This window comes from Roseococcus thiosulfatophilus (assembly GCF_017311575.1).
Taxonomy (GTDB): Bacteria; Pseudomonadota; Alphaproteobacteria; order Acetobacterales; family Acetobacteraceae; genus Roseococcus; species Roseococcus thiosulfatophilus.
This window is the reverse complement of record NZ_JAFFQY010000022.1, coordinates 241220-254984: the sequence shown is the minus strand read 5'-3', so window position 1 is coordinate 254984 and position 13765 is coordinate 241220. Positions and strand designations below refer to the sequence as shown.

Annotated in this window: 12 protein-coding genes and 1 tRNA gene; 8 read left to right on the top strand and 5 right to left on the bottom strand. The window is 73.9% G+C overall.

The window, feature by feature from the left end:
* Positions 1 to 81 precede the first annotated feature (81 nt).
* From JTN19_RS10400 to JTN19_RS10390, 3 genes are read left to right on the top strand one after another with little or no spacing between them, the layout of a single operon-like run.
* Positions 82 to 918, top strand: coding sequence for a cytochrome c oxidase subunit 3 (locus JTN19_RS10400; protein WP_206932077.1), 837 nt, complete (start codon positions 82 to 84; stop codon positions 916 to 918).
* A gap of 58 nt (positions 919 to 976) precedes the next feature.
* Positions 977 to 1702, top strand: coding sequence for an SURF1 family protein (locus JTN19_RS10395; RefSeq protein WP_206932075.1), 726 nt, complete (start codon positions 977 to 979; stop codon positions 1700 to 1702).
* Positions 1699 to 3177, top strand: coding sequence for a carboxypeptidase M32 (locus tag JTN19_RS10390; protein WP_206932073.1), 1479 nt, complete (start codon positions 1699 to 1701; stop codon positions 3175 to 3177). Before JTN19_RS10395 ends, JTN19_RS10390 begins: the two co-directional genes overlap by 4 nt.
* An 8-nt stretch (positions 3178 to 3185) precedes the next feature.
* Here JTN19_RS10390 and JTN19_RS10385 read toward each other — a convergent pair whose 3' ends face one another.
* A complete protein-coding gene (locus JTN19_RS10385) occupies positions 3186 to 3848 on the bottom strand; it encodes a class I SAM-dependent methyltransferase (protein WP_242531034.1) in 663 nt (220 codons plus the stop codon).
* A gap of 96 nt (positions 3849 to 3944) precedes the next feature.
* Positions 3945 to 4730, bottom strand: coding sequence for a creatininase family protein (locus tag JTN19_RS10380; RefSeq protein WP_206932069.1), 786 nt, complete (start codon positions 4728 to 4730; stop codon positions 3945 to 3947).
* Between the two features lie 50 nt (positions 4731 to 4780).
* Between JTN19_RS10380 and JTN19_RS10375 the strand changes: the two genes are divergently transcribed.
* From JTN19_RS10375 to JTN19_RS10360, 4 genes are all read left to right on the top strand, one after another.
* On the top strand, positions 4781 to 6331 hold the full coding sequence (locus JTN19_RS10375; protein ID WP_206932068.1) for an FAD-binding domain-containing protein: 1551 nt from the start codon (positions 4781 to 4783) through the stop codon (positions 6329 to 6331).
* A gap of 63 nt (positions 6332 to 6394) precedes the next feature.
* Positions 6395 to 6829, top strand: a complete 435-nt coding sequence (parS, locus tag JTN19_RS10370; protein ID WP_206932064.1) for a type II RES/Xre toxin-antitoxin system antitoxin — start codon at positions 6395 to 6397, stop codon at positions 6827 to 6829.
* Positions 6826 to 7308: a type II RES/Xre toxin-antitoxin system toxin gene (locus JTN19_RS10365; RefSeq protein ID WP_206932062.1), complete on the top strand. Its 483-nt coding sequence runs from the start codon at positions 6826 to 6828 to the stop codon at positions 7306 to 7308. The genes parS and JTN19_RS10365 overlap by 4 nt, the downstream gene beginning before the upstream one ends.
* Positions 7309 to 7345: 37 nt before the next feature.
* Positions 7346 to 7420 (top strand) — tRNA-Gly (locus JTN19_RS10360).
* 16 nt (positions 7421 to 7436) lie between these two features.
* On the opposite strand, the gene JTN19_RS10355 is transcribed toward JTN19_RS10360, so the two are convergent.
* The 3 genes from JTN19_RS10355 to JTN19_RS10345 form a co-directional block, all read right to left on the bottom strand.
* Positions 7437 to 11468: a chromosome segregation SMC family protein gene (locus tag JTN19_RS10355; protein ID WP_408901870.1), complete on the bottom strand. Its 4032-nt coding sequence runs from the start codon at positions 11466 to 11468 to the stop codon at positions 7437 to 7439.
* 50 nt (positions 11469 to 11518) lie between these two features.
* Positions 11519 to 12130, bottom strand: coding sequence for a thioredoxin domain-containing protein (locus JTN19_RS10350; RefSeq protein WP_206932061.1), 612 nt, complete (start codon positions 12128 to 12130; stop codon positions 11519 to 11521).
* Between the two features lie 74 nt (positions 12131 to 12204).
* Positions 12205 to 12687, bottom strand: a complete 483-nt coding sequence (locus JTN19_RS10345) for a DUF721 domain-containing protein (RefSeq protein ID WP_242531033.1) — start codon at positions 12685 to 12687, stop codon at positions 12205 to 12207.
* Between JTN19_RS10345 and JTN19_RS10340 the strand changes: the two genes are divergently transcribed.
* Positions 12686 to 13729, top strand: a complete 1044-nt coding sequence (locus JTN19_RS10340; RefSeq protein WP_408901869.1) for an A/G-specific adenine glycosylase — start codon at positions 12686 to 12688, stop codon at positions 13727 to 13729. The two genes, JTN19_RS10345 and JTN19_RS10340, sit on opposite strands and share 2 nt — an antisense overlap.
* The last annotated feature ends 36 nt before the right edge of the window (positions 13730 to 13765 follow it).

Here is a 13765-nt window from a genome sequence, read left to right as displayed (position 1 = left end):
TTGATCTTCCGCGGCTTTTCCGGGATTGATGCGGACCATCCAGCGCGGGAACAAACCCGCCGAACGGGTCAGGATTGAGCGATGGCAAGCACCGGCCAGGGCGGCAGCCCTTACAAGCACCCCTACCACCTGGTGGACCCTTCGCCGTGGCCGCTGCTGTCGGCCTTCGCGGCCGGCCTGCTCGTCACGGGCATCATTCTGCAGGCCCATTACGGCATGATGTGGCCGCTGGTGCTCGGCGCGGCGGGCACGCTGGCCTGCATGTTCGGCTGGTGGCGCGACGTCATCAAGGAAAGCATGACGCCGGGCGTGCACAGCGCCGTGGCCCGCCTGGGCATGCGCTACGGCATGATCCTGTTCATCGCCTCCGAAGTGATGTTCTTCGTGGCCTTCTTCTGGGCCTATTTCCACTTCGCCCTGTATCCGGAGCATGTGTCGGGTGCGACGCAGGCCATCTGGCCGCCCCAGGGCATCCTGACCTTCGACCCGTTCCACCTGCCCTTCCTCAACACCCTGATCCTGCTGCTGTCGGGCTGCACGGTGACCTGGGCGCACCACGCGCTGCTGCACAATGACCGCAAGGGGATGATCGTGGGCCTGGCGCTCACGGTGCTGCTGGGCCTGATCTTCACCGGGCTGCAGGCCTGGGAATACGCGGTCGCGCCCTTCCCCTTCCGCGATGGCGGCGTCTATCCCTCGGTCTTCTTCCTGGCCACCGGCTTCCACGGCTTCCACGTGATCGTGGGCACCATCTTCCTCGCGGTCTGCCTGTTCCGCGCCATTGCCGGGCACTTCACCCCGGAGAAGCATTTCGGCTTCGAGGCGGCCGCCTGGTACTGGCACTTCGTGGACGTGGTGTGGCTCTTCCTCTTCGTCTCCATCTACTGGTGGGGCGCGGGCGAGATCGCGCCGCATTGATCCGCGCTTCGCGTACAATCCGGACGGCGCGCCCTCATCGGCGCGCCGTTTTCCGTTCATGAACGGGCGTCCCTGGCAGAGGCTGATCCTGCCCTCCTTCCTGGCCCTGCCGGTGCTGGCCCTGTTGCTGGGGCTGGGCAGCTGGCAGGTGCAGCGGCTGGCCTGGAAGAACGGGCTGCTGGCGGAACTCGCCGCCGCCCAGGCCGCCGCGCCCATCCCGGCCCCTCTGGCGCCGGAGCCCTTCGCCCATATCACCGCCACCGGCCGCTTCCGCCCGGGTGCCGAGGCGCTGCTGGGCCTGGAGGTCCGCGGCCCCGTGCTGGGCGGCAGCCTGATCGCGGTGCTGGACCGCGAGGGCGCGCCGCCGCTGCTGGTCGAGCGCGGCTGGGTGCCGATGGAGGGCGGCGCCATCGAGCGTCCCGAAGGCGAGGTCACCGTCACCGGATTCGCTCGCCCCAGCGAGCGCCGCAGCCCCTTCGCCGCCGCCGATGACGTCGCCGGGCGCCGTTTCCTGACCTTCGATGCGCCTTCCATCGCCGCGGCGCTGGGTGTGCCGGAGGCCCCGCCCTATGCCTTGACCGTCATCCGCCCGGGCGCCCCGCGCGGGCCCTCGGGCTTCGGCGCCGCGCCGCCGCCCTCGCGCGGGCCCCTGCCCGACGCCGCCACGGGTTTCCCGGCCCCCAACAACCCCCATCTGGGCTACGCGCTGACCTGGTTCGGGCTGGCCGCGGCTTGGGTCGCCATCTTTGCCCTCTGGGCGTTCCGTCGCATGAGGTCCCCATGAACGCCGCTTATCAGCGCCTGACCGCCCGCGCCGCTCGCCTCGCCGCTCTGGGCGAGGCGCAGTCCATCCTCCATTGGGATGCCAGCACCATGATGCCGCGCGGTGGCGGCGCGGCGCGCGGGGAGCAGCTGGCCGCCATGGCCGGCCTCAGCCATGAGATGATGACCGCGCCCGAGGTGGCCGAGGACCTTGCCGCCGCCGAGGCCGCGGGCGAATGGGCCAGCGCCAACCTCGACCTGATGCGCCGCGCCCATCGCCGCGCCACCGCCCTGCCCACGGCCCTGGTCGAGGCCACTACCCGCGCCAACGCCGCCTGCGAGAAGGTGTGGCGCGACGCCAAGGCGGCGTCCGACTTCGCCCTGGTGCGGCCCTTCCTGGAAGAGGTGCTGCACCTGCAGCGCGAGACGGCCCAGGCCTATGCCGCGGCCACCGGTCTCAGCCCCTATGACGCGCTGATGGAGGGCTACCAGCCCGGCGTGACGGCCGCCGAGGTGGAGCCCGTCTTCACCGCCTACGAAGCCTGGCTGCGCGAGGCCCTGCCGCGTGCGGAAGAACTCCAGGCCCGTCGCGGCGCGCCCACCCCGCTGCCGGGCCCCTTCCCCGTCGCGGCCCAGCGCGAACTCTGCCGGCGCCTGTCGTTGCGTGTCGGGCTGGAGGCCGAACATTCGCGCCTCGACGAAAGCCTCCACCCCTTCTGCGGCGGCACGCCCACCGATGTCCGCATCACCACCTTCTACAGCGAGGCGGACCCCGCCAAGGCGCTGCTGGGCGTGCTGCACGAGACGGGCCATGCCCTCTATGAACGCGGCCTGCCCGCTGCCCATGCCCGCCAGCCCGTGGGCGAGAGCGCCGGCATGGCCGCCCATGAATCGCAAAGCCTGATCGTGGAGATGCAGGCCTGCCGTTCCGACGCCTTCCTCACCTTCCTGGGGCGCGAGCTGCACGCGGCCTTCGGCGGCGACCCCGCGCCCTATGCGGCGGGCAACCTGGGGAAGCTGTGGCGGCGCGTCTCGCGCGGCTTCATCCGCGTGGATGCGGATGAGATGACCTACCCCGCCCATGTCATCCTGCGCTTCCGGCTGGAACGCGCCATGATCGGCGGCGACCTGGCGGTGGCCGACCTGCCCGGCGCCTGGGCTGACGGGCTGCACGCCCTGCTGGACATCACCCCGCCCGATGATGCGCGCAGCTGCCTGCAGGACATCCACTGGCATGACGGCGCCTTCGGCTATTTCCCGAGCTACACCCTGGGCGCCATGGCGGCCGCGCAGCTCATGAAGGCGGCGCGCAAGGCCGAGCCGGAGCTGGACAAGGCGCTGGAACAGGGTGACCTGTCACCCCTGCTGCGCTTCCTTCGTGCGAATGTCCACGCGCATGGCGCGCGGCTGGGCTTCCAGGATCTGCTGCGGGCCGCCACGGGCAAGCCGCTCGACCCCGCCGATTTCACCGAACACCTGACGTCCCGCTACCTATAGCGGGGGGGTCAGCCCTCGTTGCGGACTTCCACCAGGGTGAACAGCGCAATGGGGGCGCAGGCCTCCATCCGCTCGATCTGCGTCTCGGGCGTGAAGATGTCCGACAGCTTGAAGTCCGGGTGCCAGCCCAGGATGCGCGCCAGCGGCGCCGTGGTGCGCTCCAGCCACCAGCGGAACCCGTCATCGGCGGCGAAGTGGTTCACGAAGAGCAACTGCCCACCCGGCCGCACCACGCGCGACATCTCGGCGAACAGCTTCTTCGCGTCCGGCACCACCGAGGCCGTGTACATCGCCACCGCGATGTCGAAGCTGTCATCGGCGAAGGCCATGGACTCCGCGTCCATCTCCATCAGCCCATGGACGGCGGAGAGCTTCTCCTCCGCCACGCGCTTCTGCGCCTTCAGCAGCATGTCGCGCGAGAGGTCGATGCCCACCACCTCCAGCTCCGGCCGGTAATCCGGCAGGGCGAGGCCCGTGCCCACGCCGACCTCCAGCACCCGCCGCCCCACCGTGTGGGACAGGCGGTTGACCGCGGCCACGGCGCGGCGGCGGCCAGGCGCGGAGACGCCACCGAACACCACGTCATAGATACCGGCCCATCGGCGATAGGCATCGCGGACGGAGGCGGCATCAAGCGCGGCGCGGGGGTGGGCGCGATCGCCTTCGGACATTCCCAAGCTGGACATCGTGGCGCGGGCGCCTTCTGGTGGAGTGCCGGGGTTAACCTGCCCTGTGCCGCAGCGCAAGGCAGAGATGACGGCCGTGTTTCATTCCTGGGACGGTTTCCAGACAGGCTCGGGCGCCGTCCAGAGCACGGGGTCGCGCATGGCGGCGGCGATTCGGGCTGCCAGGGCCTCCATCATGGCCTTGCCCTTCTCGGCCGTGGCGGCGCGCGGGTCGCCGCGGACGCCGGTGCGCGGGGCGCGTTCGGCGAAGGAATAAAAGCGGGAAAAGCCGGGCGGGGCCTGCACGCCTTCATTGTTGGCGCCAGCGGCCTCCTCCAGCCGGTCCATCCGAACCTGGGAGGGGTCGAGCGCCATCCACAGCGCCGTCTCGCCCTCGCAGGCGTGCATGATGCGCGGCTGGGTGGTGAGGATGGCGGCGATCTCGGCCGGCGCGGCCTGGGGCCAGGTGGTGGTCACGACGGGCATACCGAATTCATGCGCCAGCTCCCGCACCGAGACGCCCAGCGGCTCGATATTGCCGCCATGGCCGTTCACGATCAGCAGCCGCTGGAAGCCCTGCGCCTTCAGGCTGCGGACCACGCAGCGCAGCACGGCGTGGAAGGTGGAATAATCGAGCGTGATGGTGCCGCCGAAGGGCAAATGGTGTTCGGAAAGCCCGGTCCAGAGCGGGGGCAGCACCAGCGCCGGCACGTCCGTCGCACTCTCGGCCGCGGCCACGGCCACCTGATGCGCGATGAAGCTGTCGGTCCAGACCGGCAGATGCGGCCCATGCTGCTCCAGGCTGCCGATGGGCAGGATGGGCAGCGCGCCCTCGGCCGCGCGGGCCTTCAATTCGGGGCCGGTGAGCTTCTCCCAGCGGACTTCCATGGCGTGCGTTCCTCTTGCGATCCGGCCGCAAGCTGACATGTCCGGGCGGGATGATCGAGCCGGCGTCATTGACCGAGGTGGTCTGGTTCAAGCGGGATCTGCGCGTGGCGGACCACGCGGCGCTGGCCTCTGCCCGTGGGTCGGTGCTGCCCCTGTATGTGGTGGAGCCGGACTACTGGCGCGGCGACGATGCCTCGCCCCGGCAATGGCGCTTCACGCGCGAGGCCCTGCACGATCTTCGCGCCACGCTGGCGACCATCGGCCTGCCGCTGGTGGTGCGGGTGGGCGATGCGGTGGGGGTGCTGGCCGACCTCCATGCGCGCCACGGCATCCGCGCCCTGCACAGCCATGAGGAGACGGGCAACCTCTGGACCTATGCGCGCGACCGCGCGGTGGGCCGCTTCTGCCGCGCCCAGGGCATTCCCTGGACCGAGTACCGGCAATTCGCCGTCTTCCGCCGGTTGCACAGCCGTGACCGCTGGGCGGCCCGCGCCGCCGCGCACCATGCAGCACCGCTGATTCCCGTGCCGCGCGGGCTGGTTCCCGTGCCGGAGGTGGCGGAAGGCGCCATCCCCGACCAGCCCCGCGCCTGGAACTCCGAGGATGGGCTGCTCCGCCCCCAGCCCGCCCGCCGCGCCGCCGCCTTGTCCTTGCTGGAGAGCTTCCTCGCCGGGCGCGGGGCGGATTACCGGCGCGGCATGTCCTCGCCCCGCACGGCGCCGCGGGCCTGTTCCCGCCTGTCGCCGCATCTGGCCATGGGCAGCGTCTCGATGCGGGAGGTGATGCACCGCCTCGCCGCCGCCCAGGCCGACCTGGCCGCGATGGATCCGCGCGAACGGCCCATCCCGCTCGGCGCCGCGCAATCCCTGGCGTCGCGGCTGCACTGGCATTGCCACTTCATCCAGAAGCTGGAGAGCGAGCCGGAACTCGAACGCCGCGCCGCCCACCCCGCCGCCGAGGCCGCCCGCCGCCCCACCGCCGCGGACAACCCCCTGCTGCTCGCCTGGGCCGAGGGTCGCACCGGCCTGCCCTTCCTCGACGCCTGCATGCGCAGCCTGATCGCGACCGGCTGGCTGAACTTCCGGATGCGCGCGATGGTGCAGGCCGTCGCCAGCTATCATTTGAACCTGGACTGGGCGGCCAGCGGGGCGCGGCTGGCCCGCCTCTTCACGGATTACGAGCCGGGCATCCATTGGCCCCAGGTGCAGATGCAATCCGGCGCCACGGGCATCAACACGCCACGCATCTACAACCCCGTGAAGCAGGGGCTGGACCAGGACCCGGAGGCGGAATTCATCGCCCGCTGGGTGCCCGAGGTGGCGCATCTGCCGCCCGCGCTGCGCCACATGCCCTGGAAGCTGGACGCGCCGCCGCCCGGCTACCCGGCGCCTGTGGTGGACGTCACCGCCGCCATGCGCGCCGCGCGCGAGCGGCTGACGGCGCTGCGCGCCACCGCGGGCTTCGACGACGCCGCCCGCCGCGTCTACGCGAAGCATGGCAGCCGTGCCCGCCGCTTCGGCCAGGACGACCCCGCCAGCGAACGCGCCCAATCCGCCGCCCGCGCCGCGAAGTCCGCGCGGCAATTGCGCCTGGATGTGTGAGGGCTGGTTTTCCTGGACCCCTCTGCCCATTTGAGCATAAACATTGCTCAAAGGAGTTGCGCCATGTCCCACGCCAGCTACGCCGCGATCTACGACGCGCCCGTCACGGCGCGCATCGGCCGCATCCGCGCCGGCGTGCCCGCGATGGTGGCGAAGGAATGGCTGGACCTGCCGGAGCTGGGCCGCAACGCCACCCTCAAGGCGCTGGACCTCGCCATCGCCACCTTCAACCGCAAGGTGAAGGAGCGCGGCACCCTCTCCCCCGCCGAGAGCGAGCGCGTGCTGGGCCTGGCCCGGCTGGTGGGCCAGGTGGAATCCATGGTGCTGGAGGCCGGCGCGCCCGAGGGCTTCGACGCCCGCGCTTGGCTCTCGCGCTGGCTGCGGGAACCGCTGCCCGCGCTCGGCCATGCCCGCCCGTTGGATTTCCTGAACACCATGGAGGGGCAGCGCCTGGTTTCCGATACCCTCGCGAAGGCCATCAGCGGCGCCTACGCGTGAGCGTCACCGCCTGGCGCATCGCCAGCGACACGCGGGGCTGGGCGGCGGATGACCTCTCGGGCGCGGGCGCCGAGGCCACGGGCGGCCGCTGGAACCCGCCGGGGCAGGCGGTGGTCTATGCCTCCATGAGCCGGGCGCTGGCCTGCCTGGAGACGGTGGTGCACCTCAACGCGGGCGGCCTGCCCCTGAACCGCTACCTGGTGGAACTCACCATTCCCGACGCCCTGTGGAAGGCCGCGCGCCGCGAGACGCCGGACAGCCTGCCCGTGGGCTGGGACGCGGAGCCGGCCAGCGCGACCAGTGAGCGCCTGGGCGGGGAGTGGCTGGCGGGCGGGGCGAGCGCGCTGCTGCTGGTGCCCTCGGTGGTGGTGCCGGAGGAGTGGAACCTGTTGCTGAACCCGCGCCACGCCGGGGCGGCGGGGGTGAAGGCGCGGAAGGTGCGGAAGTGGCTGTATGACCCAAGGCTGCGAAGGGCTTGAGTGGGCGCGGTTGCTCCGGTATCCATATGCCCCAGGCGCGGGCGTAGTTCAGAGGTAGAACGTCAGCTTCCCAAGCTGAATGTCGTGGGTTCGATTCCCATCGCCCGCTCCACTCTTCCCGGTTGGCTTCACCCCTCCGCCATCGCCACCGCCTCTCCCAAATCCACGCTCAACAGCCGCGACACGCCGCGTTCCTGCATCGTCACGCCGAACAGCCGGTGCATCCGTGCCATGGTCAGCGCGTGGTGGGTGATGATGAGGAAGCGCGTCCCCCCCGCCACCCGCGTCTCGCCATCCGCCGCGTCGCCATCCGCCTCGGGCGGGCGGGACATCACGTCCAGCAGGTCGCACAGCCGCTCCACATTCGCGTCGTCCAGCGGCGCGTCCACCTCGTCCAGCACGCAGACGGGCGCGGGGTGGCAGCGGAACACGGCGAAGATCAGGGACAGCGCCGTCAGCGCCTGCTCCCCGCCCGACAGCAGCGACAGCGCGGACAGCTTCTTCCCCGGCGGCTCCGCATAGATCTCGAGGCCACCTTCCAGCGGGTCCTCGCTGCCCACCAGCGCCAGATGCGCCCGCCCGCCGCCGAACAGCCGCGTGAACAGCGCCCGGAACTCCCGGTCCACCTGGTCGAAGGTGGCACGCAGCCGCTCCCGCGCCTCGCGGTTCAGATGGCCGATCGAACCGCGCAGCTTCGCGATGGCCGCGCCGATCTCCTCCCGCTCGCGCAGCAGGGTGGCGATGCGGGCGTCCAGCTCCTCCAGCTCCACCTCGGCGCGGAGGTTCACCGGCCCCATCTCCTCACGCTCCCGCGCCAGGCGCTCGGCCTTGCGGCGGGCGCGGTCCTCGGCGGCGTCGGAGAGGTCCTCCGGCGGGTCGGGCAAGGCCGGCTCCTCGCCCAGGCGTTCGGTGATGCGCTCGGCCAGCGCCGCGCCGGCCCGCAGCGCGGCCTCCCGCGCCGCCTCGGCCCGCAGCGCGGCCTCGCGCGCGGACGCCAGCGCCGCATCGGCCGCCCGCCGTGTCTCCTCCGCCGCGCGGGCGCGGGTGGAGGCCGTCTCCAGCGCCGCCACCGCCGCCACATGGGCCGCCTCGGCGGCGGCGAGGCGCGTGGCGGCCTCCTCCGTCAGCCGCGCGGCCTCCTCCGGGCGGCGGGCCAGGGCTTCGCGGCGCGCGGCGGCCTCGGCCACGCGGGCGGTCAGGGCCTCGCGGCGGGCGGTCGCTTCCGAGAGGCGCTGCGCCCAGGCGGCCCGTTCGGCCAGCGCGGCCTCACGCCGGGCGGCCAAGCCTTCGCGTTCGGCCCGCAGCCCGGCGGCGCGGCCGCGCGCCTCGGCCTCGCAGCCGCGCACCTCCGACAGCGCCAGCCGCGCCGCCTCCACCGCCGCGCGCGCCTCGGCCAGATCCGGCAGGGCGGCGCGGGCGGCGCGGGCGGTGGCGAGCGCCGCCTCCGCCTCGGCCAGCTCCGCGCCCAGCCGTTCCTCCTGCGGCGCCAGCGCGGCCAGCTGCGCGGTGGCGGCGGCCTGGCGTTCGGTCAGGCGCTGCAATTCGGCGCGGCGGCTGGTCCATTCGCCCTCGGCCGCGGCGCGGGCGCGGCGGGCGGCCTGTTCGGCGGCCTCGGCGCGGGCGGCGGCTGCGGCTTCCTCCGCGGCGCCGCGCGGGGCGGGCAGGGCGGCCAGCGCCGCCTCGGCCTCGCGCAGGGCGGCTTCGGCTTCGTCGCGCTCCGCCTTGGCCCGGCCGGCCTGGGCGGCGGTCTCGGCCAGGCGGCGTTCGGCGGCGTCCAGGTTGGCGGCGAGGCGCGCGGCGCGGGTCTCGGCCTCGCGCGCCTGGGCCTCGGCGACGTTGCGGGCCCGGCGGGCCGTTTCCTCGGCGGATTGCGCGGCGTGGTCGGCGGCGACGGCCTCGGCACGCGCCGCCTCGGCGGCCCGGGCGGCCGGGGCGGCCTCCGCCAGCTTCGCCTCGGCCTGGCGCAGCCGCGCCAAGGCTTGCAGCCGCGCGGCGCCGGCCTGCGCCCCACCGGCCGCGAGCACATAACCATCCCAGCGCCACAGCCCACCGCCGCGCGAGACCAGGGCCTGGCCCGGGCGCAGGGCGGTTTGGTGCGGCGCGCCATCCTCCGCCAGTCCGATTTGTGAAAGCGCACGGGCCAGTTCCGGCGGTGCCTCGACCAGCGAGGCCAGCGAGGTGATCCCGGCCGGCAGCGGCGGCGCCTCTGCCAGCGGCGGCAGGGCGCGCCAGAAGCGGCTGCGCCCGCTGCCGCGCCCGCCCTCAAGCCCCTCACCCAGCGCCGCGCCGAGGGCGGCTTCCAACCCGGCCGGCACGCGCAGGGTGCGGGCGATGGGGTTGGCTTCGGCGGCGTCGCCCGTGGCGGCCTCCAGCCCCTGCAACTCGGCCTTGAGGCGGGATTCGGCGGCGAGCGCGGCGGTTTCGGCGGCCCGCGCCTCGGTGGCGCGGCGGGTGGCGGCCTCGCGGGCGGGCAGGGCCTCGGCCAGGGCGGCCTCGGCCTCGCGCAGTTTCGCGGTGGCGGTTTCGGCGGCTTGGCGGGCCTCGGCCGCTTCGGCCGCGTCGGGGCGGGCGGCGGCGAGGCGCGCCTGCTCGCCCCGCGCCGCCTCGTCGCGCGCCCGGGCGGATTGGGCGCGGCTGGCGGCGGCGGCGCGCGCGCGTTCGGCGGCGGCGCGCTCGATCTCGGCGGCGCGGGCGGCGCGGCTGGCTTCGGCGGCCTGCTCGGCGGCGTGGCGGCGGGCGCGTTCGGCGGCCTCCAGCGCGGCGCGCGCCTCGGCCAGCGCGATTTCGGCGGCGGACAGCGCCTCGGCCGAGGCGGCGCGGACGGGTTCGGGGACGGATTGCGCGTCGGCGGCCTTCCGCTGGGCCTCCAGCTGCGCCCGCTGCTCCTGGAGGCGCCGCGCCCGCTGCTCCGCGAAGGCCAGCTCGGAGGCGAGCTGATTGGCCCGCGCGGCCAGCTGCGCCGCGGCCTCCGTCGCCTCCTGCAAGCGGGCCTCGGTGGTCGCGACCTCGGCGGCGAAGGCGTCCGCGCCTGCTTCCGCCTCGGCGATGCGGGCGGGCAACTGGCCCTCGGCGCCGGCCAGCCCCGCCGCCTCGCGGCCCGCACGGGTTTCCGCGGCGCGGGCATCCTCTTCCAGCCTCTCCGCGTCGGCGACGTCGGCGCGGAGCTGGGCGAGGGTGGCCTCCGCCTCGCGCAGCGCTTCGGCCGCGCGGGCGGATTCGGCCGCGAGGTTTTCCGCCTCGACACGCCGGCGTTCCAGCAGCGTGCGGGCCAGGCCTTCCTCGGCGCGGGGCGCCTCGACGGCGGCGGTCAGCGTCTCGGCGGCGCGGCTGGCCTGGCTCGCCTCGGCCTCCGCGCGGCGCAGGGCGTCGCTGCGCCCCTCCAGCGCGGCGCTGGCCTGCTCGATCGCGGCCTCGGCGCGGGCGACGAGAAGGGCGAACCAATCCCCCTCCGCATCGCGCACCAGGCCCGAGAGGTTGCGGTAGCGCGCCGCCTGCCTGGCCTGCTTCTTCAGGGATTCCTGCTGGGTGGTCAGGCTGCCCAGCAGATCCTCGCTGCGGGCGAGGTTCGTCTCCGCCTGCCGCAGCTTCAGCTCCGCCTCATGCCGACGGGCGCGCAGGCCCGCGATGCCGGCCGCCTCCTCCAGCACGGAGCGCCGTTCCTCGGGCTTGGCGCCGATCAGCATGGCCACCCGCCCCTGGCTGACCATGCCCGAGGCGCGCGGGCCGGAGGCCAGGTCCGCGAACATGGTGTTCACGTCCCGCGCCCGCACCTCGCGCCCATTGATGCGGTAGGAACTGCCCGAACCACGCTCGATGCGGCGGATCACCTCCAGCTCGGCCGCGCGGTCCATGGGCGCGGGGGCCACGCCCAGCGCATCCTCCAGCCGCAGCACCACTTCCGCGAGGTTGCGGGCGGGGCGCGTGGCGGTGCCGGCGAAGATGACGTCATCCATCTCGCCGCCGCGCAAGGACCGCGCGTTGCTCTCGCCCATGGCCCAGCGCAGCGCCTCGACCACGTTGGACTTGCCGCAGCCATTGGGGCCGACGATGCCCGTCAGCCCGGGCAGGACGGGGACCTGCACGGGTTCGGCGAAGCTCTTGAAGCCGGCGATGGAGATGCCGGTGAGGGTGGCGGAGAGGCGCCGCCGCCCCTCCTCCACCGCCTCCGGCTCAGGCGTTTCGGGCCCGGGCGCCTCAGGCGTGGTCTCGCTCACGTGCGCGGGGCGTTGCGGACTTGCCGTTCGAACTCCGCGAAGGACAGCCCGCCCGTGTGCAGCCGCCCGTTGAAGGTGAAGCTCGGCGTGGCGCGGATCTGGTATTGCTGCTCCGCCGCCAGGCGCTGAGACAGGATGCCGCGGTGGAAGTCCTGGTCGGTGGCGACGGCGTTGAAGGCCTCGCGGTCCATGCCGGCCAGGGCCGCGACGCGCGCCAGCTCCTCCGCCTGGCGGCCCTGGGCGAAGGCCCAGCGGGACTGGGTCTGGAACAGCGCGGTCAGGAAGGCCTCGTAGCGGTCGGCGGGCATGGCGCGGGCCACGGCCGAGGCCAGCAGGGCGATGCCGTCCAGCGGGAAGTCCCGCCACACCATGCGGACCTGCCCCGTCTCGACCAGCTGGCGGCGCACCTGGGGCCAGACGTCGTTGTGGAAATTCGCGCAATGCCCGCAGGTGAGGGAGAAGAATTCCTGCACCACCACAGGGGCGTTGGCCTGGCCCGTGCTGCGCTCGGCGAGGCGCGGGTCCGTGGGGGCGGGGGTTTGGGCGAAGGCCGGCGTGGCGAGGACGCCGCCGCCCAGCACGCCCAGATGACGACGCGAAATCCGCATGGAACCAAGTCTCCTGTGGTTTGGCCCGAGTTTACCCGCCGCGGCGCCGCGGCACAAAGCGTCGGCCCAAGCTGTTACCCTTTGGCAAAGACGCCTTGCGCCATGCGCTCCAGCGCCGCGCGCAACTCCCCCTCCGGAAGGCTGTCGAGGCGGGCCGCGGTGCCCTGGGGCAGTTCGGCCGGCGGGGGTGCGGGTTTGCGGGCGGGCAGGGCGCGCGGGGCGCGCTGCCGGAAGGACAGGCGGCTGACGGCCACCCGGCCCAGATGGGCGTTCACCCGGTCCATCACCACCGGCCCCAGCAGGCTGAGTTCCATGGCCGCCGGACCGGTGCAGGCCAGCGTCAGCGTGCCGGCGGAGAGCTTCACCGGCTCGGCCATCGCGGCCAGCTCGGGCCCCATGATGGCGGGCCAGTCGGCGATGATCTGCGCGGCGGCGGCGCTGCGGCGGCGGAAGGCCGGGCGCGCGAGGCGCGGGATCAGCGCGCCCAGCTCGTGCGGGCCGCGGTATGCGGGCGCCGGGCTGGACAGCGGCGCGGGCCCACCCTCCTTCTTCGTCATGATGAAAGCCTCCGCCCAGGACCTGCTGGATTGGTATGACCGTGGCGCCCGCCGCCTGCCCTGGCGCGGCACCGCCGACCCATACCGCATCTGGATCAGCGAGGTCATGCTGCAACAGACCACGGTGGCGGCGGTCGGGCCACGTTATGCGCGTTTCCTGGCGCGCTTCCCCGATGTGGCGGCGCTGGCCCGGGCGGAATGGGCGGAGCTGGCCGAGGAATGGGCGGGCCTGGGCTATTATGCCCGCGCCCGCAACCTGCACGCCGCGGCCCGCGCCATCACGGCGGGCGGGATGCCCGGCACGGTGGAGGGCTGGCGCGCCCTGCCCGGCATCGGCCCCTACACGGCGGCGGCTATTGGGGCCATCGCGCTGGGCGCCCCCGTGGTGCCGATGGACGGCAATGTGGAGCGCGTGGTGGCCCGGCTGCACGCCGTGGAGGCGCCCCTGCCGGGCGCGCGGGCCGAACTGGCGCGGCTGGGCCAGCTTTTCACGGCCCAGCCGGCCATGCGCGCCCGGCCGGGCGATTTCGCCCAGGCGCTGTTCGACCTGGGCGCCACCATCTGCACCCCCCGCAACCCCGCCTGCGCGCTCTGCCCTTGGCGCGAGGCCTGCCGGGGCTTCGCGCTGGGCCTTGCCCCCAGCCTGCCGCGCAAGGCGCCGAAAGCCGCGCGGACGGAGCTGCACGGGGTGCATTTCGCGCTGCTGGACCGGGAAGGCCGCCTGCTGCTGCACCGCCGGCCGGAAAGCGGCCTGCTGGGCGGCATGCTGGCCCTGCCCGGCACCCCCTGGCGCGCCACGCCCTGGACCGCCGAGGAAGCCTCGCCCCACGCCCCCTTGGCCGGGGTGAATTGGCGCCCCATGCCGGGCGAGGCCCGCCACGGCTTCACCCACCGCGACCTGACCATGACGCTCTGGACCGCCCGCGCGCCCCGCCTGCCGGAAGGCGCCGAGAGCCTGCCGCTGGAGGAGGCGCCCCGCCACCTGCCCAGCGCCATGAAGAAGCTGCTGGCGCTGCTGCACCCCGGATTCACGGCCCCTTAACCGGCCGCCGGCAGGATGCCCGCGCGGCAGGACGCC

What these genes read in the sequence shown, in the direction of transcription:
- JTN19_RS10400 (WP_206932077.1), top strand. Translation starts at nt 82, where the DNA reads ATGGCAAGCACCGGCCAGGGCGGCAGCCCTTACAAGCACCCCTACCAC.
- JTN19_RS10395 (WP_206932075.1), top strand. Translation starts at nt 977, where the DNA reads ATGAACGGGCGTCCCTGGCAGAGGCTGATCCTGCCCTCCTTCCTGGCC.
- JTN19_RS10390 (WP_206932073.1), top strand. Translation starts at nt 1,699, where the DNA reads ATGAACGCCGCTTATCAGCGCCTGACCGCCCGCGCCGCTCGCCTCGCC.
- JTN19_RS10385 (WP_242531034.1), bottom strand. Translation starts at nt 3,848, where the DNA reads ATGTCCGAAGGCGATCGCGCCCACCCCCGCGCCGCGCTTGATGCCGCC.
- JTN19_RS10380 (WP_206932069.1), bottom strand. Translation starts at nt 4,730, where the DNA reads ATGGAAGTCCGCTGGGAGAAGCTCACCGGCCCCGAATTGAAGGCCCGC.
- JTN19_RS10375 (WP_206932068.1), top strand. Translation starts at nt 4,781, where the DNA reads ATGATCGAGCCGGCGTCATTGACCGAGGTGGTCTGGTTCAAGCGGGAT.
- parS (WP_206932064.1), top strand. Translation starts at nt 6,395, where the DNA reads ATGTCCCACGCCAGCTACGCCGCGATCTACGACGCGCCCGTCACGGCG.
- JTN19_RS10350 (WP_206932061.1), bottom strand. Translation starts at nt 12,130, where the DNA reads ATGCGGATTTCGCGTCGTCATCTGGGCGTGCTGGGCGGCGGCGTCCTC.
- JTN19_RS10340 (WP_408901869.1), top strand. Translation starts at nt 12,686, where the DNA reads ATGATGAAAGCCTCCGCCCAGGACCTGCTGGATTGGTATGACCGTGGC.
- JTN19_RS10345 (WP_242531033.1), bottom strand. Translation starts at nt 12,687, where the DNA reads ATGACGAAGAAGGAGGGTGGGCCCGCGCCGCTGTCCAGCCCGGCGCCC.